Source organism: Anaplasma platys, assembly GCF_012790675.1.
GTDB classification, from domain to species: Bacteria; Pseudomonadota; Alphaproteobacteria; order Rickettsiales; family Anaplasmataceae; genus Anaplasma; species Anaplasma platys.
Window position 1 is genome coordinate 78,893 of record NZ_CP046391.1, and the last position, 25,858, is coordinate 104,750.

Annotated in this window: 8 protein-coding genes and 1 tRNA gene; 5 read left to right on the forward strand and 4 right to left on the reverse strand. The window is 45.6% G+C overall.

Features of this window, described 5'->3' with window-relative positions; translation table 11 throughout:
• The first annotated feature begins 22 nt into the window (after positions 1-22).
• Both ANPL_RS00375 and ANPL_RS00380 read left to right on the forward strand, forming a co-directional pair.
• Complete coding sequence (locus ANPL_RS00375; RefSeq protein WP_169192854.1) at positions 23-2,710, forward strand: AsmA family protein; 2,688 nt, start codon at positions 23-25, stop codon at positions 2,708-2,710.
• Positions 2,711-3,138: 428 nt separating this feature from the next.
• A complete protein-coding gene (locus ANPL_RS00380) occupies positions 3,139-4,632 on the forward strand; it encodes a proton-conducting transporter transmembrane domain-containing protein (RefSeq protein WP_272899043.1) in 1,494 nt (497 codons plus the stop codon).
• 530 nt (positions 4,633-5,162) lie between these two features.
• On the opposite strand, the gene ANPL_RS00385 is transcribed toward ANPL_RS00380, so the two are convergent.
• The 3 genes from ANPL_RS00385 to ANPL_RS00395 form a co-directional block, all read right to left on the reverse strand.
• A complete protein-coding gene (locus ANPL_RS00385; protein WP_169192856.1) occupies positions 5,163-5,450 on the reverse strand; it encodes a hypothetical protein in 288 nt (95 codons plus the stop codon).
• Positions 5,451-6,100: 650 nt separating this feature from the next.
• Entirely contained in the window at positions 6,101-6,562 is a 462-nt protein-coding gene (gene mlaD, locus ANPL_RS00390; protein ID WP_169192857.1) for an outer membrane lipid asymmetry maintenance protein MlaD, read from the reverse strand.
• A 186-nt stretch (positions 6,563-6,748) separates the two neighbouring features.
• Positions 6,749-7,036 (reverse strand): NADH-ubiquinone oxidoreductase subunit NDUFA12 family protein, encoded by a 288-nt coding sequence (locus ANPL_RS00395; RefSeq protein WP_169192858.1) that lies wholly within the window; start codon positions 7,034-7,036, stop codon positions 6,749-6,751.
• Positions 7,037-7,147: 111 nt separating this feature from the next.
• Here ANPL_RS00395 and nrdR point away from each other — a divergent pair, with 111 nt between their 5' ends.
• A complete protein-coding gene (gene nrdR / locus ANPL_RS00400; RefSeq protein ID WP_169192859.1) occupies positions 7,148-7,609 on the forward strand; it encodes a transcriptional regulator NrdR in 462 nt (153 codons plus the stop codon).
• A gap of 55 nt (positions 7,610-7,664) precedes the next feature.
• A tRNA-Ala gene (locus ANPL_RS00405) sits at positions 7,665-7,737 on the forward strand.
• Between the two features lie 63 nt (positions 7,738-7,800).
• On the opposite strand, the gene ANPL_RS00410 is transcribed toward ANPL_RS00405, so the two are convergent.
• A complete protein-coding gene (locus tag ANPL_RS00410) occupies positions 7,801-17,841 on the reverse strand; it encodes a hypothetical protein (protein WP_169192860.1) in 10,041 nt (3,346 codons plus the stop codon).
• A gap of 343 nt (positions 17,842-18,184) precedes the next feature.
• Here ANPL_RS00410 and ANPL_RS00415 point away from each other — a divergent pair, with 343 nt between their 5' ends.
• Positions 18,185-25,633, forward strand: a complete 7,449-nt coding sequence (locus ANPL_RS00415; RefSeq protein ID WP_169192861.1) for a ribonuclease E domain-containing protein — start codon at positions 18,185-18,187, stop codon at positions 25,631-25,633.
• Positions 25,634-25,858 lie beyond the last annotated feature (225 nt).

The following is a 25,858-nucleotide window of genomic DNA, read 5'->3' on the forward strand; positions in this document are numbered from 1 at the left end:
GGGGGACATGTGGGGTGTACCGATGACGAAATTCCTGGGTGGTTTGTTGGGTGTCGTTATAATTGCGATCGCTGCCCTAGGGATTGTTCCGCACCTAGTAAACTGGAACGCCCTCTATGAGGGTTATGCTTTTGAGCAGCTTGGGGTTTCCTTGAAGGGCAGTGGTTCCTCGGTCAAAACTGTGGGAAACATAAAGGGCGGGTTTATTCCGCCTAGGCTCATGGTCAATAATCTGTATGTGGAGTGTGATGCGGAAGCTAAGGGGTGTCATGGGCAGGTATCAGTAGAGAAGGTGGAGCTAAACCTATCCTTTATGTCGTTAATTTTGGGTGTTCCGAAAGTAAAGTCTGTGGAATTGCATGGGCTACGTACCGATGTAAATAGCTTTGCTCACATAGTATCATCGCAAGCTGCGGGTGGCGTGGGCAAGGTAACACTACATGATGCGGTAATCAGCACAAATAGGGCAAGCGATCCCACACCAAGGAATGCTGTCTACATTAAGCGTGGACACATAAGAACTAAAGACGGGTATTATTCGTCTGATGCTGAGCTGAGAATAGGTAGCGGGAAATATAACCTTATATCTAAACTGACGTTGCCGTCAGATCAGCGTAGCTCGGCTGAAGTAGAGTTGAGTTCTGCCTCCAGCAGGGTGGTACTTTCCGGCAAGGGGCAGGCAGTTCAACAAGGTGTAAGCGACCCGTTTGGCAGCTCTGAATGGATTCTAGATGCCAGAACCGCTGATCTTTCAGAGTTCGCCCAGGTTATTGCCTTGGCCACTGGAGTTGACGTGTTGGGGGATATCAACTCTAAGGAAGCAATGTCGGTTACTGCGCGTGCCAAAAGGACAGAGGAACATGGCTTGGAGCTTAGTAACCTAGAAATAAAAAGCGATAGTCTGTCGGGGCAAGCCAGTGCAACATGCAGGGGAGCTGGTGGGTGTGATGCAAAGCTAGTATTCTCATCTATAGATCTTGATACTCTTTATCGCCAGGATGTACAGAATGTTGAGTACCGTTCAGCTCATGCAGGGAGTGGCGCGGGACCTCATTTCCTTAAAGGTGTTGTGTCCGTAGACATAGACTTGCTGATAAAAGAAATACGCTACCGTGGGGGGATGTCGCAGAACCTGGTGGCTAGAGCTTCTGTTGATAATGGAAAAATTGCGATAGACCAACTCCTACTTGATCTGCCGGGCAAGAATAACGTTTTGCGGATCAGTGGCAGCGCGGTACATTCTGATAACGATGCAATTCCCAGGTTTGTGGGAACTATTAACGCTACGGGCGACGATATTGATACTCTGCTCAGCTGGGTAACTCCTATTCGACCTGACGCGAAACAACGGCTAAAGTCGGGTAGCTTTGTCCTGGTAAGTAACTTATACATGGCACCCAGGGTTGTCGCCCTTCCTGACATAAAGCTAGCATCAAACAATACAAGGGTGGTTGCCAACCTTAAGTACAAGTATGGGCATCGTGGCAGCAGTGTTGTTGGAGCTTTGACAGTCAGTGGATTTTCGACTGGTGGCTATAATGTCGAGAATTTTGACATAAAACGCGACTTAACCAGCTTTAACTGGCTAAGAAGTATAGCGGTTCCAGTACAGCTTAATATTCGGTTTCGCGACTTTACTCTGGGATCTCATTTGATCGATGAGCTCAGTTTTCTAGCCAATATTTCTAATCGTAGGATGAGTATTGAAAAGATAAATTTCTCTGCTGTTGACAGTAGCAATGCTCTTTCCTCTCTGACCGGTTTTGCTAGAGTTTCTCTGAGTAGTCAGGGTCTGAGACCAAAGATTTTATTAAGCCTCCACGGCGATAGGTACAGCTCAGAGCATATGTGGATTCCGCGGCTGTTGCTACGAAGTTCAGAAACTGCAACAGGTGGGGATGAAGGCCAGGACGATAGGGGTGGAATGCCGAGGTTAACGTGGTCCAAGCAACCTATAGATCTGTCGAGTTTAGAAGGCATAGATGGTAGCGTGAGCGTTAAGGTTGGTAGCTTGACTTTTGGCAGCAGGGTTTTGAAAGATTTTGTTTTGACCTCAAAGCTGAAAGAGGGCGTGATGTCCATAGATGACTTGAGCTTTAAGCAAGGGAAAGGCGAAGTCAAAGTAAGTGGTAATGTGGGCATGGGTGAGGTATCTTCAGCGTCGTTGATAGTATCGGCGACTAATGTTGCTATAGGTGGCGAGCCCGGCGCTAAGGAAGGGTTCTCTGGCAATGTAAGTGTGAGTGGCAGCTTGCAGACTCAGGGCAGGGACATGCTGGAATGGGCTAACGCGGTCAAGGGAAAGCTTAAGTTTGCAGCGAGGATGCTGAACGTTAAGGGAGTCGACTTCAACGGGTTTATCACAGATCTGTTCCACGCGGAAAACAAGTCTGAGATTGCGGCGCTATCCCGGGTTTATATGTACCGTGGGAACACGGTTTTTGAAAAGTTTGATGGAGACATGACCATTGATCGTGGTGCGGCTGCGTCTACGGTGCAGTTTAGAATAAAAAGTGCAGTAGGCGGAGCATCGGTTCACTTTATGGTTCCTCAGTTTACCCTGAAGTCACTATGCAGGTTCACTTTTATACCTCCGGGGGGAAGAAGTGGTGCCAGAAACATAGACATGACGATGCAAGGGTATTTATGGCAGCCTAATCCTACTTTTGACATAGACAGGCTTTACGATATCGTTAGGGAAAATCGGTAGTCCATAGGGCAAAAGAGCATAATCAACGTATTGGTGTGGGTGTTGTTGAGTTTGGTGCGCAGATCGCCTTGCCTATAGCACTTGTCGTGTGACAACAGGACCCGTATACGGGCTGCGGGTTCCTTTATGAGGCTGCAAATGGAACCAGTCCTCCTCTTTACGTGGCAGTGGCGTTTTTAGTGCAATATACGGGAGCATTGCGTACGTAATGTGTGCCAAGGGCATCTATTGGAGACTAACTTGGAGTTTAATCCTTGATGTAATGTTGTGTGTGCTGCAACTTCCATGGCATGTGTTTTTATTAGGCTACTGAACAAGCTGTTTGCACTCCAAAGAAATATTGTGAAATTTTTGCATATTCAGTATAACTGCTGAGTGCTGGTGACCCATGAAAGGAACGTGTGCTTTCGGCTGTAAGAGATAATTTGGTGATGTTGCAGGTGGTGGTTCCATTGCTGTCTGCAGTCGTTTGTTCCTTGTTGCGTTGCAGGGTCTCTACCGTGCAGGTTTTTGCCTGTGGTGCGGTTGCGTGCTCATTTTTTGTTGCGCTGTTGCTGTTCTGTGAAGTTTACTTTGGAGCGCCTGTTGTATACAGAGTAGGAGGGTGGAGCACTAACTATGGTATAGAACTGCGGGTGGATTTGCTCAGTGCCACTCTAGTGTTGTTGGTGAATTTCATAGGTCTCATGAGCGCCATTTATGGCGTTTATCCTAGCCGCAAGGAAATCTCTACTGAAAAAGTTCCAAAATTTTATGCAACATTTTTGCTATCACTTACCGGTCTGTTAGGTATCTTGGTGTCTAATGATGCCTTTAACGTGTATGTATTTTTGGAGATATCATCAATTACCGCATACGTGTTAGTCGCTATGGGCGGGTATAAGGGCTCATTAGTTTCGGCGTTTGAATACCTAGTAATCGGTACTGTGGGTGCCACATTTTACCTCCTGGGCATTGGGTTTTTATACGCGGCCACCGGGACACTGAACATGGGTAATATGTTTTCCATATTACAAGTGGTTCCAATGGATAAAACTGTATACGCGGGTATATTTTTTGTAATGCTCGGCCTTGTGATGAAGGCTGCGTTGTACCCTTTCCATGGGTGGTTGGTGCGAGCTTATGCAACATCACCAGCTTTTATTGCTGTATTTCTATCGGGGACTGCAACCAAGGTAATGATATACCTGGTGATTAGGGTTATATATGGGGTGTTTGGGGAGCAAATAGTTTTCTCTGTATTACCATTTGGGAAGATTTTGTTAGCTTTGGCAGCTTTAGCAACTGTTGCAGCATCGGTATTTGCTGTCATTAGCAAGGACATTAAGGATGTGCTTGCATACTCCAGTGTGGCGAACATCGGGTGCATAATGTACGCTGTAGGGCTAAATACGTATGCGGGGTTGGCTGCAGCTTTGGCATATATGGTGAATCACAGCGTGGTTAAATCTGCGTTATTTATGGTCTCAGGAGGGATATCTTACCACTTTGGAAGAGGGGATGTTGGTAAGTGTCTAAGTCTCAGCAGGGTGATGCCGAACATTGCATCTGCATACGTTCTATTGTCGCTGAGTCTTGTTGGGATGCCCCCCACTCTTGGATTTGTAGCCAAATGGCATATGCTAAGTTCATTTGCCAGTGCCCAAGCATGGGTGGGGTTGATGGCTCTGTCTATGGGGTCTGTATGTTCCGTATTATACACATGGAAGATGGTGGAGTATTTGTACTTTGCGCCCAGAATGGTAGACGGGTGTGCCAACGATATATCCATTGAAACGCCAAAGGCTATGGTTCTGTGTATATGGTTAATGGCATGCTTAGGATTGGCGGTTGGTGCTTACCCGGTTCCGTTAACCTCAATAACCGAGCAAATAGCGCATGACCTCATTTCCGGTCCTGCGGACTCACAACTGATGGGGTAATTAACTCGGGTTCAGGTACTTTCTTTTCTTGGCACCATGAGGCAACTTCTGTGATGGCGCAGCGGGTACTGTCACTGAAGAAATTGCCACGAATCTATGGAATAAATATGAAATTTTATTGCCGGGTAGGCTAGCGTTTTTCCAGGTGCGGGAGCTGCGCAAATATTTTTGCATTTGGGATCGAGTTTTGCCATTACTCATGCTATAGAGGTGACGATCTCCGTCTGTTCATGTTGCTACGTTTCTCTTTTTTGTTCAGAGTAGCTGGAAGGAACATTGCATTGAGTAATTGTAACTTACATGTGACTGAGCCGGTGTTGCTTTTCTTACTGCAGTTTCAGTTTGTTGAGGTTATTTCATCCTTTAGAATACCGCTGCGGTTTATATCGCCTCTCTCCTTCCATTACGCATGCAGCACATCTTACCGAGGTTTTCTGCGCCAGCGGTTACGGATCTTATACTCTCTTAGAGAAAATGGCGAACTGTAGAGCAGGGGAAGCTCTATCCTCCTGAACAGGCCACGTGCCCATTTAGCGCTTTCTTCCTTTCGCGCCTGGAAACACCTGATCGACAGCATCGACCCCCACCTGAAACTTTTTTGTCTGTTTTGCGTAGGCGGATACCAAGCGTTTTGGTGGCGCCGATCCCTTTGAATTTGCGTCATGCGCCGCAGCAGATTTGGTATTGCATTCAATCTTAGCACTGCGTGCTTTTTTCTTTTTCTTAAGCTGATGTACCAAATCCATCAGCTTGGTGATAACAACATACAGGGCTACTCCGAAAAGTGATGCACAAATCACGCCGTAAAGGTCAAACATCGCTCAAACCCGTTCTAGCAAACATGTCGCCATCAACGCACTGGACCACAAGCCCCAGCTACCAACTTTTAAGTATTTCCGCACATAACACACCGGCAGCATTCTACGGCAAATAGCCTTTAATGTAAACCGCAATGTCCCGCGAGTATAGGCAAGTATTCCAGCACTACGTCTTGTTAGCAATTTGCCTTCAGGCCGGGATTGTGCTTAGGATATTAGACTTCTTGATAGAACAAGACCATGGAGTAAAGCTTTGAAACAGAGTATCAGCGTAATGGAACTGCTATATTTTTAGCCAGTGGAAGCCTGGTAAGTGTTTTTATAGGCTTTTGCCATATCTCGGTGTTGGACAGGTTTTTTTGGCCAAAATAAAGCTGAGTATAAAAAATTGTACTCTTGTAGTCGGGTATAAACAATTTTACCTTGCGCGCAAAGGTGCGGTCGGATGGCATCGTCTTAATGATCGAAGACTACACGGCTCCTTTCAGCTTGCAGGTGTTAAGATGCGTGATGCATGTGCATAGAACTGCCGAGTAACAGACCAAATGACATGTGCGCACTTGTCATGAAGAGTATCAAGTGTCGGTATGCACCGTAAGCTAACAGTCGAGTGCAACACGGGGAACGCTGAAAGTTCACGCACAATTGCACTAAAACTTGCCGCTAAGCGCGGTATCTACGACCTTATCTAGTATCTTGCGGATACTTGTGGACGAACTTGTATGCGCGATAAAAGCTCCTCCCGAGAGCATTTCATCTTCTCCTCCTGGGACTATATCTACGTATCTGCGACCAAACAGATCAGAGTAGGTGATCGATGCTGAGCTATCAACTGGTAACAGCAAATGCTTCTGTATGCACATTTCTACTATGGGGGTGTTGTCTTGATCTAAGCGTAGGGAAGTGACACTCCCCACCCTGACGCCTGCTATTCTTACATCGCTGCCAACTGTGAGCCCATCAACGTCTGAGAATGCAGCTGAAATGCTTATGCAGCGGTTGTAAAAGCCGCCAGTGTTTGTAAGTCTGTTTATCATAATGCCACCCAAGGCTATAACGGCAATGGTGGCGAAAATGCCAACTACTACTTCAATTATACTGTATTTGGACATACAAACCCATTAGTCGACTGCAATTTAAAATTAAGCCATACGCAGAACTAACATCACCGCGTATATGGCAAAGCCCCCACGCATAGCACGGATCCTTGAGATCACGTATAGGTTCTACCTTTCAGCCGTACATTGTGCACCTACATGATTAAGGACCGGTTTACATAGATTACCCATGCCACGCGTTTATCTTTTGTGAGGATGGTAAGCACGTTCGGTTCCTGTACAATTTGGCAAGTGCGTCTCCTTACTGCTGGGCAACAACTCGTCGCTTGTGTAGTGCAGCCATAAATGGCAGCTTGCTGGGATCATCGATGGGTCCACTTTGTCTCCACATACTACCCATCTCCGTTCTTTCCCATTTACCACTTTTGAGTAGTAGGCGTTGCCCAAGTAGTCCCTATACAGGCAGGAAGCCCTCCTTGTTTTCAGGAATGCCCCAAGCTTACGCAGGAGAAATGCGCGAACTCCCATAAAATCCTGTCTCTCGTACGTTGCTCAATTATAAGGTCTATGATATGAAACACAATTGCTAACTATCTATCTGTATGTTGTTGGCAGAAGTTCTTAGCTGGAATTAAGTTTATGAGATGTCCGTTTTGTAACAGTGCAGATACTAGAGTGAAAAACTCTAGGCATTCCGACGATAATATGTCGGTCCGAAGGCGTAGATTGTGCGAGGTTTGCAACTCCAGGTTTACTACCCTGGAAGAATTGTTGCTCAAGCCCATAATGGTTCTTAAAAAGGACGGAAGAGTTGAGCCTTTTGACAAGCAAAAGCTACTTACATCAATAATGCTTGCTACAAACAAGCGACCTATTTCACAGGCGCAGATCAACATGGTTCTCAGCAAGGTTTTTTACAAGTTTGAATCCGTCAAGGAAAACATCATTCCCACCCGGGTTATAGGGGAAATAGTGAAAGAGAAACTTTTGTCTCTCGATAAGGTGGCGTACATAAGATTTGTTTCTGTTTATATGGATTTTAGCTACGCAGACGATTTCAGCAGCGTAGTTGAGAGACTGAAAGAAGACACTAGTAGGTGAGGAGATATTTTTCTTGAGTTAGCTAAGTGCTTATGCTAGCCTCGTGGCTTGTTCTGGGGGCATAGCTCAGTTGGTAGAGCATCTGTTTTGCACACAGAAGGTCAGCGGTTCGACCCCGCTTGCCTCCACATAGGGCGGGGTCTCTGCGCTGTACTTAGCCTTAATACTTTAGCCATTGTGGGGGAGAGTGCTTACCCTTGTGGGGTGAACATCTTGTCCAGATCTGCCAGTTGGCCGTATTCGTGGTTTCCTATTTTGACATTACCGTCGTTGTCTACTGTACCAAGCTGCACGGGGAACGTATATCTTCCGCACGACTCTACCACTATTCCCTCGTAGAGGTTCATGGCCTCATGGTAAGAAAAACCATCGCTTCGGTACTTGATGTCAACGTTTTCATAGAAAGTGTGCATTTCACTCCGCGTTGCCCGAACCCACAGTTCATAATCCCTATCAGGAGCTTCAGGACGATCTACATGAAGATTGTGTAGCTTGCTTGTCAGTGACCACTCTTCAAAGTTGAAGGATCTATCATCTCCTGGGGCCGGTAGATGATTCAATGCGTCACCAGCTGCTGGCTTGTTTCCAGGGTATTGGGGGTGTTGGACATGAGCTTTAGGCTTGACAGGTGCCTGTTCTGGTGTGCCATCGTTTTGCGGTTCCGGCGTGTGGTCATGATTTGTAGATAAGTCTCTTCTACTGGCGTGAGTTTTAGTTGCATCAGTAGCGGCTGTTAATTTTTCATAGGCGTATTCGCCAATGTTGTGTGTCTCATTGCCGTTTACCGCAAGGTCAATTGGCATGCTATAAAACTTCAAGTCATTCGCAATTGTTTCACCTAGTTCGCCCGCATTGATTGACAAGTGATTAAATTTGTTAGTGAGCTTAGCGGGTTTTCCTGCGTCATCATCTGGAGCCTCTAGCACAAACGCCACTGGTAGTATTGCACCCACAATTTGTTTTGCCCACTGCGTAGGTCTGGAGACGCATTGTATGACGTTATTAGAATCATACGCAACGCTGAAGCCACCCAGTTCTAAAAACAGCCTGGGGGTAGTGGATTTATACTCAGGGTCAATTAGACTCACGTCACCGTTCAGAGGAGTGATGAGGAATGGTATTTTTGTGGAAGTTTCCTTCAGTGGTGCATCTAGGGTAAGCAATAGCGTAGTTTTTCGGCCATCCTCGGGGAGGACCAGTATGGTTTTTAAGAATTCCAGGAATGATTCATCCTGGCGCATGTCCGAATCTTTTGCGTTCTCATATGTAGTGAATGCAGTTTTGCCATCGGAAATAGTAAGATACAAGGGAGTTGCCTTGCTTGCAGCCTCCATTGCTATTTTAGGGGCTTGAATCCAGCTGTTGGCTAGCAGGTCTATTTCAAGTCTAGGGTTGGTGCCAACCAGGGCAAGAGGATTCATATACTGAAGTGATATTTTCCCTTCGTTTGTATCCCAATCCAGATACATGCCTACAGTATTAAGATGGGCAAGCGCTGTGTTACCGTGTGTGCCACTAAATGGACTTTCATGAGTGGGCAGCAACTCTACTCTTGTGGGTGAGTAGACCATCTCCTTTACTCCTTGCCGTAGCTCGAAGATGACCTTTCCTGACGAAGCTCTAAACAAATCTAGTGGATTATTTTCACCTAGGGATACATCGAATAGCACATTCCTGCTATCTAGCAGTGGGGCACGTGAAGCTTCGTTTCCCTCCTGATCGCACAGCGCAAGAGAAACCTTATCGGCGTTTTTGCCCTGGGTTACCTTGAAAAATCTATATTTATCGTCAAATACCACTTCAGGTTGATCAGGGGTGGTAACTGCCAACTTATTATCATCTCGGAAGTAAAAGACACTACGTGGAAAACGGTGCGATGTGGTCCAAGAGGACTGCGCATCGATATACAAGTGGTCATAATCACTATTGTCTTCGTCCCCCACTGGGCTGCTATGAAGGGTCATAAAGCTCTTCATATCTCTCGAAGGTGCAAAGTCTTGCGTTAGCTGGATTACATCCAATTGTGTGATCGGTAGTTGCCCTGAAGCGTTTTCGTGTCTACTGCGGATTATATATTGATTATGCAGCTCCTGCAGAAATTCCTGTGCGAAATTTTTAACTTCTTGGGACTCATTTGCCTGAGCAATGTCATGTACCGTGCCGTCGTATTTTATGGCAGTATGTTGTCCAACATGCACGGCCATAGTTGGAGAGAGGTGGTCATCACTGTGTTCCAGCACTAGCTTGATATTGTTCGATATGAACTCTTTTAGCACTTCGCGTTGTAACTTGGGCATCTCATAATGCTGCACGATTTTGTGACCGTCTTGCAGCCTGTGTTCTATCTTGCATGGGTCGGATTCTGCGAATCCCCAAATATGCCCATTTCTCTGTGTGGGGGTCAGGGGAATCTCAATTATCTGATCATGCATTTGGATGCCCATTCCCTGCATTCCGTGCTCATATTTTGCAATGGGCACCACCCTGAATACGTAGAAATTTCCCTCGTATAACTGTGAAGGCTGTAGGGGTTTTGCCATACCGAATGCTGTGTCCAGCACAGTTTTAATATAAGGACTTAGTGTGTTTACTGCCTTCATGCCATGGGGATCAGTGGAGAACAGAACGGTTTCTCCATCGGTGATGAGATATAGCGGTTCCCGATCCAGGGCAGTCTTTCTAGCTTCTTGTAGGCTTCCTAGAAGTCTTCCGCTGGTTATATCCACTTGTGTTGAGTGGGAGTCGCCATCTTTGGAGGTCACGATTACTTCAAAAGCTTTTTGATTGTCATGTACTGCAAACATGATTGATGGCTTAGTAATTCCCACGGGGCCACTGTATACATGCGTTTCATCAGCGGGTTTAAGGTGGGGTACTAGAGAGAAGTGCCCAGGGTTCAAGAGTTTTAGTATGGGTTGCTTACCATTTTTAATGCTTGTGTAGTAAAGTTCTTTGAACAAGTCGCGTAGTTCCGATTCTTTGAGAACCTTATGCTCGAAGGACAGATAGTTGGTACCTATGTTGACCTTTTTCGGATAATCCGTGCTATTGCGGTAATCATAGTTGCTTTGTTTTCCATCCTTGAACAGAGAACATCCTTCATTGTCGCCACAAAATTGCTTACCATATTCAAAATTTTCCCCTCTGAGCGGCGTGCCTGATGCATTGCAGGGAAATAGCTCATAAACATCGTTAAAGTTTTGGACGATCAAATACCTGTGATGAGGAGCCAATTCCAGGGAGAAATTTTGGTTGTTTTGAGTTAGCAAAATTCCTTTGTGAGTCGAGATGTATGTGGGGACAGGCAAAGACACGGTCTTTACTGAAACATGGTTATCATTCTTGTGCAATAAAGATCCCTGTGCTGCGTATAAGGTCTTTCCCGGGACATGGTTGGCGCTAATTATTTTTCCCAGCCCCAATTTCATCGAGGCAAAGACATTATTTGTTTGTTCAGTAATTGCCGTCTCTTGAGATGTGTGAGCAACCTGCTCTGCGGTTCCCGGCCTCCGTGAATCTCTTTCTAACCCGCTGCCCCCAAATGTATTGGCCGAAGAAAAGTACTGGTCAGCATTTGAGCCGGCTACATTGTTATAATGAACGTGATGGGTATGGAGCGCTATAGGGCCGGTTGCAGAGGTGTCTTGTTCTTCTTTATGTCCATTGTCTTCGGGGATGTATGACTTGCTAAAGTTTGCACTTAGAACTCTATCCCCTATGGTGAGCACAAGTAACTCAGCATTGCAAGGCGCACTTTTTACTCCAGGTAACCCTGACACTATTTTGTCTTCCGGTGCCGGAGGTAAATTTAGGAATGCTACTAGTTTTTCTTCGGTGGGACTACTGGGATCTCTAGAAACGAGCCCCAGGTATTTGGTGGAAAAATGCAGCTCCCTTCCCCCGCAGAATGACTTCACAATGGGTTTGCCATTGTGCAAGAATTGCAAATCGAAATCTTGGGGTGAATCAGCTCTCTGTTCTAAGGCCACCAGTGCCGTCATATTTGGCAGTTTGGTGGATCCAAATTGGAGGACGTAATTTACCGCAGCGCTGAGCAGTTCTGCGCCAGCTTCCGTATCTATCACCGCGGCGTGGGGGATATGTTTATTGCTATCCGAGTAAATCTTCAAAATCCCGTCTGATACCGCGAGCAGCAGAGCTTTGCGTAGCTTATTAGATGGTGGCGTAGAACATTCAATGTCGAATTCTTGGCCATTCAAAAATAGCTTGTAGGGATTTACAGAATCATGTGATACCACTGCAAAAGTTGCGGCATGGTCGTTGAGTTTGCCTATAGTCTCTCCTCCAACAAGTCCTTTCAGTGTTGCAATTTCTCCCTCTGCAATGATTTCAACGGCAGGATTCTGTGATACCACTCCACTAATAGTTGGGAATGCTGGTTCTTTTTGGCCTAATGACTTCCATTCTACGGAAATCAGCTGCGGTATTTTTTCAGCACTTGGTAAAAGTTCTTCGTAAGACACAAGCGTTCCCGAAGGGTCACCTTTTTTTATCACATGCAAAGATTTTGTTGAGAGTGGGTTTCCCCATTTATCGCAGAATTCCCCAAAGTAATGGTGATTCCTCAAATGTTGTGGCGACTGCTTAAGGTAGTGATATTCCTTGGGTATTACTATGTAATAAGCGGCGCCATCAGTATCGCAAAGCAGTAGGTCATTTTTGAAATAGTACCTATAAGGAGGGATAAAAGTTTTCTCTCCGGAATGCTCCTGTATAGATGCGGTGTATATGTCCGGATCTTTAAGGCTAAGCTTAGGTATGTTGAGTGCGATGCCGGGAGCCAGTACGCCCGTATCAGTCCATGTTTTTAAGTGCTCTACAATTTTAGGATTATTATTTGCCTTCGCAGTGTCTTTACTTATCAAGTTGCACAGATCTTCATCGCTCAAAATATTATCTCCACTGGCATAGTTAGCGTTAATCGGTTGGACTTTGCCACCACTAGGACCCACATCTCCAAAAGTTGGTGGTGCTGTGTATCCAGGGACATAACGGTTGTTATCGCTGTCAAATGTGGGAGTATTTTCTCCTGCGTGGGGTAGTCCAGCGGTGCTGCTACCCCCTTCATGTCCAGTATGTGTCCTATCCTGGGAGTCCCCGGTGTTCTCATGTGGTATACATTGTTCAGTGCTAGAGATATGTGATTGGCTAAGGTTCATTCCCAGCAGTGTGGTGTCATCTAAAGTGAGCGCAAATGCTCCTGGGTGGCATGGCGAACTTTTCACTTCAGGCAACCCCTTAAGGTTTTTCCCGTGGTCAAGGGAATATAAACTCAAGAATGCCAATAATCTCTCCTCAGCATGCCCGTTGGCGGCTTGAGAAACGTTTGAATCTTTAGTGACCAGCCCCAATAGTTGGGTGGAAAAATAAAGTTCCTTATTCTCGAATAGCAATTCATATAGCATTTTCCCATGGTGAACGATTTCAAGGTCGAAATTTGCATTTTGATAATCAAGAATGCCCTTAATATCGAATGATACCTTAGCCACCATTGGTGGCGCTAACTTTGCGCGACCGTGCAACAAGATATCTTCTAGTGCATTTTTAAACAGAATTGCCTTTTCTGTGGAATCTACAATAAGGTCGTTGGGAAAATGCTTCTCTGCAGAGAAAATCTTCAAAGTTCCATTCGATATCACAAGTGACAGATTGCTTGCTAAAGAATGTTCATATGGTGGCAGAGGGTTCTCAATGTTTAGCTGTTTCTCTATGCCATTTAGATGTAGTTTGTAGGTGCTGACACCGTCGTGTTCCTCTATAGTAAAGGTAGCAGCTTGGTCATTTAATCTTCCTATCGTCTCATTGCTGGCTCGCTTGAGCACAGCAGTTTGTCCCTCTGCGACAATACTCACGGTATGATTAGCATATTTTCTGCCATCAACTGCATGTGGATCAAGGAGTACTCCTGGCTCCCGTGCCTTCCATTCCACTGCGATCAACTGTGTAGGATTTTTCACTTTTGGGAAAACTTGTGTGTAGGATTCCATCGCTGTGGGAGAGGCTCCTTTTCTTACTATATGTAACAATTCTGTAGAAAGCGGCTTTCCAGATATATCGCAGAATTCTCCTAGGTAATGACCATTTCTAAAATGTTGGGATTGCTTCAAGTAGTGATATTCTTTGGGAATGACTATGTGGTAAGAGGCGCCTTCCGTATCGCATATTAGCTGGTCGCCTGCGAAATAATATCTATCAGGGGATATGAACGGTTTGGTTATACTCGGTTGCTGGAAGTCTGCCACATAGATATCCGGATCCTCCTGGCTGAGCTTGGGTATGTCATACATAGCTCCAGGGGTAAGAACTCCTAAGACCGGGGATTCTTTTAGCCTTTGGATAATTTCCAGTTCGTTTAGTGGCTTTGTGCCGTTTTGATCAACAGGTGAAACGAAGGACGCTTTGTATGCATCGAAGCTGCTGCTTTCCGGTGTTGTCAAGTGCGTAGGCAAGGTGGTTTCCTGCGCTGGTGCAGCATGTGTGAGGTTAGGCGTTGTTGTAGACAGCTTTGTTGGACCATGTGCATTCAAAGGAACTTTTGTATCATGTGTATGTCCGTCTCCACCACCATGTACTACCGGTTCACTATTAACAGTTTTTGATGAGTGTTCGTTGCTAACTTTTGGAACATATAAACTGCCAAAATTTGCGCTTATTATCTTATCGCCTAAAGTTAGGACGTACTCATCGTCGTGGCATTGAGTACTCTTTGCTATCGGCATTCTATAGCGTAAGTCATATGTGCCTTCTAGTGGATCTAGGAATGCTAATAGCACTTCTCCGTTCGGATCGTTCTTGTCCTTAATTACGAGTCCTGATAGTTTAGTGGAGAAATAAATATTTCTTTTCAGCAGTTCGGGGACAGTAAGCATGCCTGCCCTGCCAATAATAAGCAGTTTGTAATTGCCTGCTGCATCTTTTGGCGTGAAGACCACATTTGCTGCTATTGGCTTGATAGTCGTCGACCCCGAGCGAATTATATCGTCGATTGCGGAAAAAAATGTTGCGGCTTCGGCTTCAGTATTTACTAATGGGGTTCCATGGTGTTTAGATGGGATATTATAAAGCTTCAGATCCCTATCCGACGTTACCAGCACTTTCGTGGTCATGACATTTTGTGGCGTAAGGCCTAGGCCCTTAACGGGAGAGACCTCACCGTTGATCGACAGCTTGTATGGATGTGCCGGATCGGATGGCGTTGAAATAAAAACGGCAGCGTGATCATTAAGCTTACCGATAGTTTTGTCATCTGCTAATCGTTCAATTACAGCGATTTGTTCCCTATCAACAATCTTAACTTCAGGACGTTTAAAGTGCTCGCCCGCTGTATGAGATGTGTCCAACTTTTCAATACCAGGTGCTGCTCTCCAGTGCGCGTTAGTTATTTGGGAAATATCATGGACAAGTGGAAAATGCGTTTTATAAGGCACCATATTCGCATCTGGATCACCCTTCGCAACAACGTATAGGGATTGTACCGGTAATGAATTCCCTTCTTGGTCACACAATATACCAACACCATGTTGGGACGTAGTTTCAGGTGATGAGCGTAAGAAATGATATTCTTTAGGTATGACTATGTAATAGGAAGAGCCCTCTGTATCGCATACAAGCTGACCATTTTTGAAGTAGTATCTGTGATAAGAAAGTAATATTTCGTCTTTAGTAGGTGATTTTATAGATGCAGTGTAAAGATGGGGTTCATTGCCATTTATTTTTGGAGCTGGAATAATCGAGCCAGGTGTTAGAACTCCCAAAGGTGGCAATTCTTTAAAGCGTTCCGCAATTTCTGGATTACTGTTCAATTCGCTGCTGCTATTGTTGATAAACCCACAAAGAGATTTATTCAGATCTTCTGGGCTTTCGAATTTTCTACTTCCAGTATCAGTAGGCATATTATCCACGGGATGCTGTTGGTTCCGGGTTGTCCCGTCCCCATCGTGGCCCGTTGCTTCTCTGCGGATTTTGTGCGTTGTAGTGTCGTGACTTATGCTCGTTTTTTTCGGCTGTCTCATACCTTCAGTAGGCTGCTCCGACTGTGCTGTTTGGCCAATTATCGATTCCGCCACCTTGGCATTGTTCCCGGATGTTTCGCTCTGGCTTCCAGTTCCTATTAGCGATCTTCCTTGAGGGGAGTTATCTTCATCGTTGCTTCTACCTTGTGGTGTAGGTATGACAGGAGGGCTTGTTTTCACTTGGGGGAGTTGCCCTGTATCGCCAGCTGTACGTTCTGGTTCATTCGTTTTACTCCCGGACTCTGGGTGTGCCCCGCCACCAGATCCTTTGACTTGTGTACTAGGTTCCAATTGTTCCTTCGCTTCGGCGCCTGCACTACCTGTTGCTCCACTGTCAGATACTGCTGTCGGTGCCACAGGACTTTGCGGTGGAGACTTGTCACCTTCTGGGGGAGAATTTTCAGTATCGTTGACTTTTTTGCTGGGTACTCGAGTGACTTCGGATGTTTCGCTCTGGCTTCCGGTTCCTATTAGCGATCTTCCTTGAGGGGAGTTATCTTCATCGTTGCTTCTACCTTGTGGTGTAGGTATGACAGGAGGGCTTGTTTTCACTTGGGGGAGTTGCCCTGTATCGCCAGCTGTACGTTCTGGTTCATTCGTTTTACTCCCGGACTCTGGGTGTGCCCCGCCACCAGATCCTTTGACTTGTGTACTAGGTTCCAATTGTTCCTTCGCTTCGGCGCCTGCACTACCTGTTGCTCCACTGTCAGATACTGCTGTCGGTGCCACAGGACTTTCTGGTTCTTTGACAACGGTGCCTGCGTCTTTTTTCATGTGCTCTGATGACATCCAGGGCATCTGCACTACTTGGTTTTCTGGAACCAGTACTATAGGTAGAGAAAATAGTGCGCTTTTGGCCAGTGAATAACTTCCTACTTTTATCGGTTGTGTTGGTGCCTTACCTTCGCTCCAGTTTACGTTTCCATTGTCTACGATGGAGATCGAGCCATAGTTGCCGTCGGGAACAGGTGTTGATGGGTCTGTAATTTGGTGTGAGTATATAAAATACTGCTTGGCTATAGCCTGTAATAGGTCTGTTGATCTGTTTATTACGGCGCTGTCATATGGCACCACAAGATCCTTTCCTGTTACGGTAACGTAACCAATGTTATGGCCGATCAACGCTATTGTTTTATGTGGGGCGCCTATATTTCGTTCTATCTTAATAGACTCGGCAACGCCGGTGAGGACTGTTGTCTTGTATACTTTACTAGATGAATTCCCCGCGGATTGAACGCCCAGCAGCTCGTTGGTTATACCCAATTCCAACGCATATTCGCCCTCAATTACGGAGGTAGATTCGGATGTGTTTTGCTCCGAATCGATGAGCCCTACCTGAGCAAGAAGGGCCTTTGCTTTGTCATAGTCATAGATCCGTGTAAAAGTTCTTTCCTTTCCATCTGAAATATCAGAAAGACTTTCTGATATTTTGTGACTTTTATTGCTGATAAGCAAGTATACCGGATGTGAATCTAGCACACTTTCTAGATAGTTGAGATGACTTTCGTCTTGGAAGATGTCCTTTAGATGTAATGAAATTGTCTGCTCAACTGAAGGATATTCAGGTGGCGTATATACAATTGCGATGCTGTCTTCAGAAACACGGAACCTGATTTTGTCTTGCGGCAGTAGCGCAACCACTTTTTCTGGTTGGTCTTCAAGGTATATTGCTGCTTGCCCAGGGGTTGCAGCATCATCAAGCCATTGTTTTATTTGTAAAGCCTTGGTGCCGTTAGCGTTTTCACGGAGCACATCGGCAGGCAGTTGGGATTCAATAGCTTTCAGGGGATTGAAGTTAGTTCTTTTTTCCAGTTTCTGCAGGCTGTTTGTTAGAGGAACATCGCTTTGTTCTGCCTGCTTCAGGAGGTCTTCAATATTGGTTACCTCTTTGAATGTTTGCTGGGTAACCGGTAGTTTCGCATCGTCACAAAGAGTTAGGCTATATTCTTCGCCCGCGGTTGCCGTACTCTTCTTCAGGTCTACATATTGGTACTTTTTAGGGAAGGCAACTGTTACCTCCTGGTCTTGGTATACCAAAATTCCGTTGTGGAAGAAGAACCTCGCGCTTGGGGGCCGAAAAATTTTTCCTGTTCCATCAGCTCCCCAAGCTGCCAGCTCATTATGAGCCTTATCTGAGGTGGCTGTATATTTGAGAGTTGGAAATAATTTAAAGCTGTGGCTCTCTGTATTATCGGACATGTAATACCTGGCTTTCTGAAAAGTCGGAAATTGATATGGGTTTGGGATTAAAAATTTGTGAAGTTAAGACATGTTGCCTTTCTTGTGTAACAGGAATTAACCAATTTACTCACTTGGGAAAGACATTCGTATTGTACGAGGGGCAGCGTAATGCGTGTGTGTTTAGCCCTTCATGGTCGAGTGAAGGATGCAAAACCGGTGCGATTTTTTAAGTGTTGTGCGGCTAATGGACAATCAATGATCTCAGGATAGCAGGGATTAACTCCGCAACTGTGGAAAAATATTTTTGACTATAAAAAACTATCGTGTTTTACTCCGCGCCTTCCCAAAAACAGAGTATTCCATGAAAAGAAAACATTATTCTGCAGGAATGAGGGGCTCATTTGAGTATGGGTTTTCAGTTCCAGCACGCTCCATGTCAGGGAGCACAAGGGGGTGGGACGATGTCCAGCCTCTGAACAACATCTATTACGATTTAGCTCCCGACTGTATAGATATACCGCAGCAACCTTACTATGTTGTTCAGGATGACCGGGAGTGCGTTGAAGATTTGAACAACGATTTTTATTATCCAGATGATCAAGACACCTTCTACCCCTATGATAATGTACGGGTTGTAAATGATAGTGTGGGTGCTTCCCCAAAACCCAGTCATGTGGGTACCGACGAGGATGTTACTGTTGACACCGCTGACAAGGTCACACACCTGCCGACATCATACGTGAACGGCGGTCCTGCCACTACAAATCGGCCTTCTACTAAGCCCGCGGACAACGCAGCCGAGATCCAGGCTAGTGGCGTTTCCACGCCTACATTACCTATATACAATGGACAGCCTCCTGCGGATGAAACTCCCTCCTTTCGCAATATCCATAGGCCATACGAACACCTTAAGCACGGTAGCCATCAATACGATGTTACCCCACAGCGTATGCAAGAGCAAGGGATGAAGGTAGTCATAAACCAGCATGGCCAAGAGTTTTCGCATGATAGGATTCAGGCTGCCAGAGAATTGGTGGAGAGAACAATCAATGTTTACGAATCGGACTTTGGTAGGCTTGTAGCTCGTGATATTCCTCGAGAAATTAACATTCACATGTTCGACACCGTAAGAGACTTCGTTTCGTCGGTAAATGTCGCGAATTATACCATCACAAGATATACGGGGGGCTATATAGAGCCTACAAAAGGTACTATGTGGATATCGCCATCGAATTTTTCACGCTCTGAAGAATTTGGGTCACTGCCGCATGAACTTGGCCACCTTCTGTTCCAGTGTGCTACCGGTGGGTTTTTTAACTATGCAGACAGCAAAGTACAGAGCGAAATCGAAGCGCTGGATGACGGATTTTGTGAATATATATCTGATAAAGTTTACAACAAAGGGGCGCATGAGTTCTCTCGTGTAGCAGGTCGCGCGATTAAGTACTTTCAACAGAACCAGGGTTACGATGGTCAGGTTCTCGCTGGAATAGGAGAAAGTCTTGGCAGCGGTCAATGCTCTCCGGTGTCCTGTAATACTGTGCAATATAAGGGCGGTCAAGCGTTGGTACAGTTCCTTATGGAAAAAGCTCCTGGTACGTTGCAGAATGTGTTCACTCAGGCAGCAAAGCTTTCTACCAGTGTGCGATATGGCTCTAGCTGGGAAGCTACCAGAAATGCTAATGCAATTTTACAAGAGATTAATAAGCATAGCATGGGCGAAGTCGCTGACTGGCTACAGACCTATGTTAGTCCTTCTCAGGTGCGTCAACCATATTATGGAGTACCCACCGATTATGCTTATAGTGGCATAGATCAATACCATTACGATCCCTATACCAGGAGCAGTACCAACATCTACAGAGAAGGTGGGCGGCCAATAGAGGTAAAGACTATTGTTGTGCCTGGTGATGGATTCACTGGTAATAATACCACTCGAGTTGCATCCACGCCTAAGCCTGCAGTCAGTCGTGCTGAGGTGCCTTCTAGCAAGGGGGCGGAAACTCCAGACAATACCGTGAAGAAACCTACAAAAAGTACGCAACAAGTGGTTGCGACGTCTGTAACAGAAACTGGCAAGATCAACTCTGCTTCAGTGCAAAATGTGGAAACACAAAGCCCTGTAGCGAACAAACCTGTGGTCAATACGCCACAAGTTGTTGATGTGTCTAGGACTGAAGTGAGTAGTGTGAAGGTGGCCCCTGTTAATAGTGCAGAAACATCGAGCACGGTGGCGAGCAAATCTGCGACTAAGACGCCGCAAGCCGGTGCTGCATCTGAACCTGCATCTAACAACAGTGCTGACACCACTGCGGTACAAAATGTGGAAACACAGAAAGTTGCAACTGCGGTGCCTACACCAGAGCGCAGTGGGCATATAGAAAATGTGCCAAAAACTGCTGCTCCGGCAGTTTCTATAGCAAGTAGTGTTAAAGTGCCCCAAAGTCATAGTGCAGAAACACAAAGTCATAGCGTGGAAACGCAGAGGTCGGCAGTCGGAAAACCTGCTGTAGCAACGCATGTGCCTGATCACAGTGTTTCTGTAGAAAGTCATAATAGTGGTGCTGTTAAGGATGTGTATGTGGGACGTGGCGGGGAGACGCAACATGTAAGTCGTGTTGAAGCCGAGATTGAGAAAGTTGAGTTTGCAGTTCCGTCTCCAAATTCCGCACTAGTTAAGACTGGTATCAAATATGATGTGACGCCACAAGCCATGTCGAAATACGGAATGAAGGTGATCTTATACAAACAAGGTAACCCATTGAGCCATGATTCATTGGAATCTGCCAGAGGTGATCTAGAAAAAGTTATGCATGTTTATGAAGAACACTTTGGTAAGTTTATACCCCGTGCTATACCCCAGGAAGTCAGCATCCTTTTGTTTGATGATCACGGAAAATACGCGAGAGCGGTACAAACTGTAGTACAGCACAACGCAACTGGTTCAGGGTTAACAATAGCTAATGATGGCCTGGTATTTGTGTCCTCTCTTGGGCTCATGCCAAATGGTCAGCAGCACTTTAGTGTGATGCTGCACGAGTTCTGTCACGTACTCTACCGTTCTGCTACCGGCGGTTTTCTGGATCACAATAATAACTCGCATGCTTACTATCAGTCTAAAGTTCTTACTGAGGGGTTTAGCAATTTTATTCCGGCTGAAGCACAAAAGGATAACTATAGTCACGTGGCAACGTCAGCAAATTCTTACCTGCAGGAAAAGAATCAAAATGCTCCTGTTCTCTCTCAGATGGGGTCCGACATCCAGTATAAAACTTGCGGGTCAAAAGGTTGCAACACTGTGAAATACGAGGCAGGGCAAGTGTTGATCAAGTACCTTGAGGAAGCCTCTCCGGGCCTTCTGAAAAATGTTTTCAAGGAAGCTGCCGCAGCTGCGAGCAGTGCAAGGCATTCCAAGGCTAGAACCGAATACGATGCAGCAAAGTTTTTGCAACCTATTAACAAGTTCAGTGTGTCTGACCTTTCTTCATGGACTGGCAAATTGGCGCCGCATAGCGCATCAGTGGCGGTTCCTGTCCACGATTACCGCGATACGCCCTACTATCAGGATCAATCTTACTCCTCAGATACGCAATGGGGAACTTATGATAGTTTCCCTCAAAGAGGGAGAGGGCGTCGGGTAAAACATGACGCTGCAGAGGATCAAGATCTTTCTATGGAAAACATGCAGGTTTCGGCTGCTGTAGCACAGTCACAAAGTGAAGTGAGTCAAGTTGCGGAACAAAAAGCAAGTCCTGCGGCTGACAAAGCAATTGCAAGTTCTGTGCCAAAGGCTGCCAGTGGTTCAGATGAGAAAACCGAACGTGTTTCAGTTGATGTTAGTGTTTCTGATGTTTCTAACCCGGTTAATACTGCTGGGGAGATGGCATCTGTGGTTCCAGAAGCGGTAAGTACAGCAAATGTTGCTGTCAAAGCGGGAACCCCGTCAGAGACACCTTCCGATGCGGTTTCTGATAGCTATGCACGCAAGGGTTATGCGGATATAGAAGCGCAGTTCACTGCTAGTGCCGATGTGGATTCCAAGTTACTTGACCGTTGTAACATTAAGCTTGTTGTCCACAGTACAACACAGCTTTCTGATAAGGCAGCAGCGCGCATTAAGAAGACGATAGTCAAGACCTTGAAGGCTTACCAACAAGAGTTTGGTGAGTTACCGCAAAGTGATACTGCGCGCAAAGTAGATATATTCTTATTCAACAACAGCAATGATCTCAAAGATGCTCTAAAAGACATTGGGGAACCCAACTGGGATACTGCTGGTGGGATTAACTGGTCTTCACTTGGCAAGATATATGTCTACAAGTTGGGCAAGATAAAGGTCGAAAACCTTGCGCACGAAATGACGCACCAGCTGATGCACTACTCGACAGGACACGCGTTTGATAAGACGCCTGGTATGGCAATATTGTGTGAAGGTGTTGCCGACTACATCCAGTATCTTGTTAAACACAACAAGAAAGGTACGACCATTGAATTTTCTTCAGTCATCGACAGTGTACGCAAGATATTTAGCGAAAATCCTGAGCTGCGAAATGCTAAATCTCTTGAAGAGATCTACGGAGTCATAGAGAAAAACTCTGACAATCCAGATTACAGCGGACTGAAGTATAGTTTCGGTCAGACATTCGTTCAGTATCTGCAAAAAGTTTATCCAGATGCGCTAAAAGCCCTATTTGCTGCTGGGCATGAAAAATCAGCTAAGGGAGAATCCTTTGACAAGTTGGCGAGTATTGCCAATGACATTCCTAGCTCGTTTGGTGAATGGCTTTCAGAAAATACTCTGGAAAAGCATATTAGCAAACATGAGATGCTCACGGTTAGTGAAGCAGACAATCTTGGATTCCGTGATACCATAGCAAACTCTGCTGTGGTTCGTGGCAATGTCTACTCTGCAAACCTTGAAGATAGTAATCATGGCCATGTAGGAAAACTTTCTCCAGTGGCACATTTTGTGCATAATGGAGCTATCAGAGCTTACAATCCGTTTTCTGGTGACGGTGTTCTGCTGGGAAAAGAGTTCAGTTACATGAAACTTGTTTCAACAGCGGATGGTCCAAGGTATGCTTACTGTGATGTGGAGGGCAGAGAGTTTACAACGGAGTTAAGTGAAGCAACAGTAGATCAAATTGCCAAGATACTAGCTAAGTATGATCCTAACTTTTCCGTGATACGTGAAGCGGTAACAAACTTAGGTAAAACATTTACTGATTTTGGCGATGAACGTGATACCGCTGCGCGAGACAAAGTTATCGCGGCCATAGACGCTGTGAAGTCCATACTAAGCGGTGTCACACGCAACATGCAAGGTGAGGCACTTCAATACTTCATGGACACAGATCTTGTGCAGCGAGATCCGAGCATGAGTAACATAACCGATGCTGTTCGTCATTTGAGAATTGCATATAGTCATTTTGTATCTCATGAGACTAAAACTTTACTTCACTCTCCAGAATCCAGCACTTTTGAGCAAGCAGTTATGCTCAGCAGGGTCTTAAAATCTATAGTCTACATTGATCCGGAAGCTATTGTTGGCACTAACGACGTTACATTTGATCAGGTTGCTAAGCAGCATCATGACAAGATCTTGCAGGTTGTTGGTCTTGGCAAGGGAGACCTAAGTGGTGCATCTATTTTGTTAGATAACCAAAAACTTGGTGAACTTCCAAGTAACGCCGAGGGCTTTGTTAAGCACACTGATGCGGCAGGCAAAGAAGTTGCAACCTTTGTGACGATGGATGCGCTGAAAGCCGTGCATACTTCATACAGCGGTACGCCTCTGATCATAGTCACGACGGATGCCCAAGGTAATAAGGTTGCAAACTTCTGGCGTGGCACAAAGTCTGGTACTTTGAGCGACCAAGAGATAGAAGCTGAGGTCAATCAATTTTCAGATCTGTCTGCCAAAGGTATCAAGGCTAGAGAGAGCTTCCCTCTGTCGAAAGATATAAAGATAGCTATCTACGATAAGGAGCCTGTGTTTGATGATGAAACCCCTGTGATAGTGCAGGGAGCTAAGCTTGATGACCGTGGTACAGCGAGAGACAGCGATGACTTGTACTCAGCTAAGCTAAAGGTTGGTGATCATACGCTTATTCAGAAAATGTCTAGTCTACAATTTTACATGACTGAAGAACGCACAGATGAGTCTGGTAACAAAATTGAGCGGTCAGACTTACTCATTAGAGACGTTGCTTCTGACAGGGTTATTCAGTTTCCAGAATCTATAACGCATTTGAAGCTGATTAGAACGGAAAAAGGTACTGTCAGATTGGTGCCTTGCACTAAAGACGGAGACACTAATCCTCAAGGTATGCCAGAGAACATGGAGCAGTATTCATATATTGATCCTATTTTTGTTTACGATCGTAAAAGTTCCGAATGGGTTGCTAGCAACTCTAAATTCAGTTTGGCTGATTTTAGCGGATATTCTTCGGGTACATTGTTCAAGTTGAGTCAAGACCTTAATGACCCTGCAATCAAGAGGGATGCCGACGGTAATGTGCTAAGAGTGAACGACCAGCCTTATATCGTTAGTGTAACCCTTGACGGGCCTAATGGGGAAAGAGTAGGACGGCTTGCCAGTGCTACCGCTTTCTTCCAAGACAAAGTGTTCCTTTCTATGGACCATAGCTACAGCCAAAGCGACTTTGTTTCCTCTAAGTATTGGCAGGAAGCTGAAGTTTTAGACACTTCTGTGGAGGACGTGAAGAGGGTGGCTCTAAGCGGTAAGAATGACTTGGGAACAGACCGAGGATTCAGTGAGTACTACTCGCAATATCAAAGGACCCAAGAGGATGATCATAATTTACGCACAGAAATCAGAGAACTTGCTTCCGGTACACAGCCTGAAGCTATAACTTCTTCTGAAGTCACGCAGGTAGCGGACGGTGCTGCTAGGCGTCAAAGTAGAAGTACTAAGACGCACGAAGCTTCCGAAAGTGAGAGCAGTACTGTAACCAGTACATCGCTCTACATGGTTGAAGAATCAAATTCTTCTGCCGCTGCGTCGCGCTGGTTCCTCAATATTTTTGATCATAGTACCGTAACTTACATGCAATTTCCTAACACCATTACCCATGTGAAGGTCGCTACGCATGCTGGACAAAAGTACTTGGTGCCTTGTACTGCAGATGGTAACGAATCACCGGAAGGTATGCCTAATCAGGGGAAAGTTTATATTAGTCCCCTTTGGGTTCATAGCGCAGCGTCTAAGTTCAGCACTGAAAGCGGTGATAAAGCACAGCTGTCATTGCTAGACTTGGCTTCCTATGCTGATAATACGCTGTTTTCAATCAAGGCTGGTGGAAAACTATCATACTCATCTTTAGGTCACGAAGACAAAGTGGGTGACCCGATAAGAGTCCCTCACCTGTACGACGAAAATGGTGCGGAAGTTGCTATGTTGTCTACATACGGACCAAGGATTAGGGATTCGATCACTATTAAAGAGAACTCTGATCCAAGTATACCAGACGCGAGCGAGGTTTTACTGTCTCGGGGTTCAAGAGCTGCGGAAGGGCACAATGTGGAAGATGCTGGGAGCACAGTTGACACGACACATTTTGCCGCTGAAAATGCCAAGAGTAATGCAAGTGACAACATTTCTCACGGTTATAATGTGCCTTCTATAGGTGCAAACCGTGGCTATCACGTTTCAGATGCCCAACATCATAATACCTCGGTTTATGACGTACATCACTCGAACAAGGAGCATGATCCCCACGACAGCGGCTATGCCGGCCATTCCGAGCATCAGTATGGATATAGTGATAGCGGGTTCGCTATTCTGTAGTGTTGTAGACTTAATTCTGTAGGCCCTATAGGGCTGGCTTTACTGTTTATTGTCTAAGGCCGCGTTCTCACCGGAGGGCGCGGCCTTTTTTGTTTGTGAGATATTGATGAATCGGTGGTTTGTTTTTGTCACACGTTATAAGGAGAGCGAAACTTCAGCATTGTTTACTATTTCTACTAGCTTCTCAAAGCATAGTGTGTCTGTAAGGTGTAAATAATGACTACT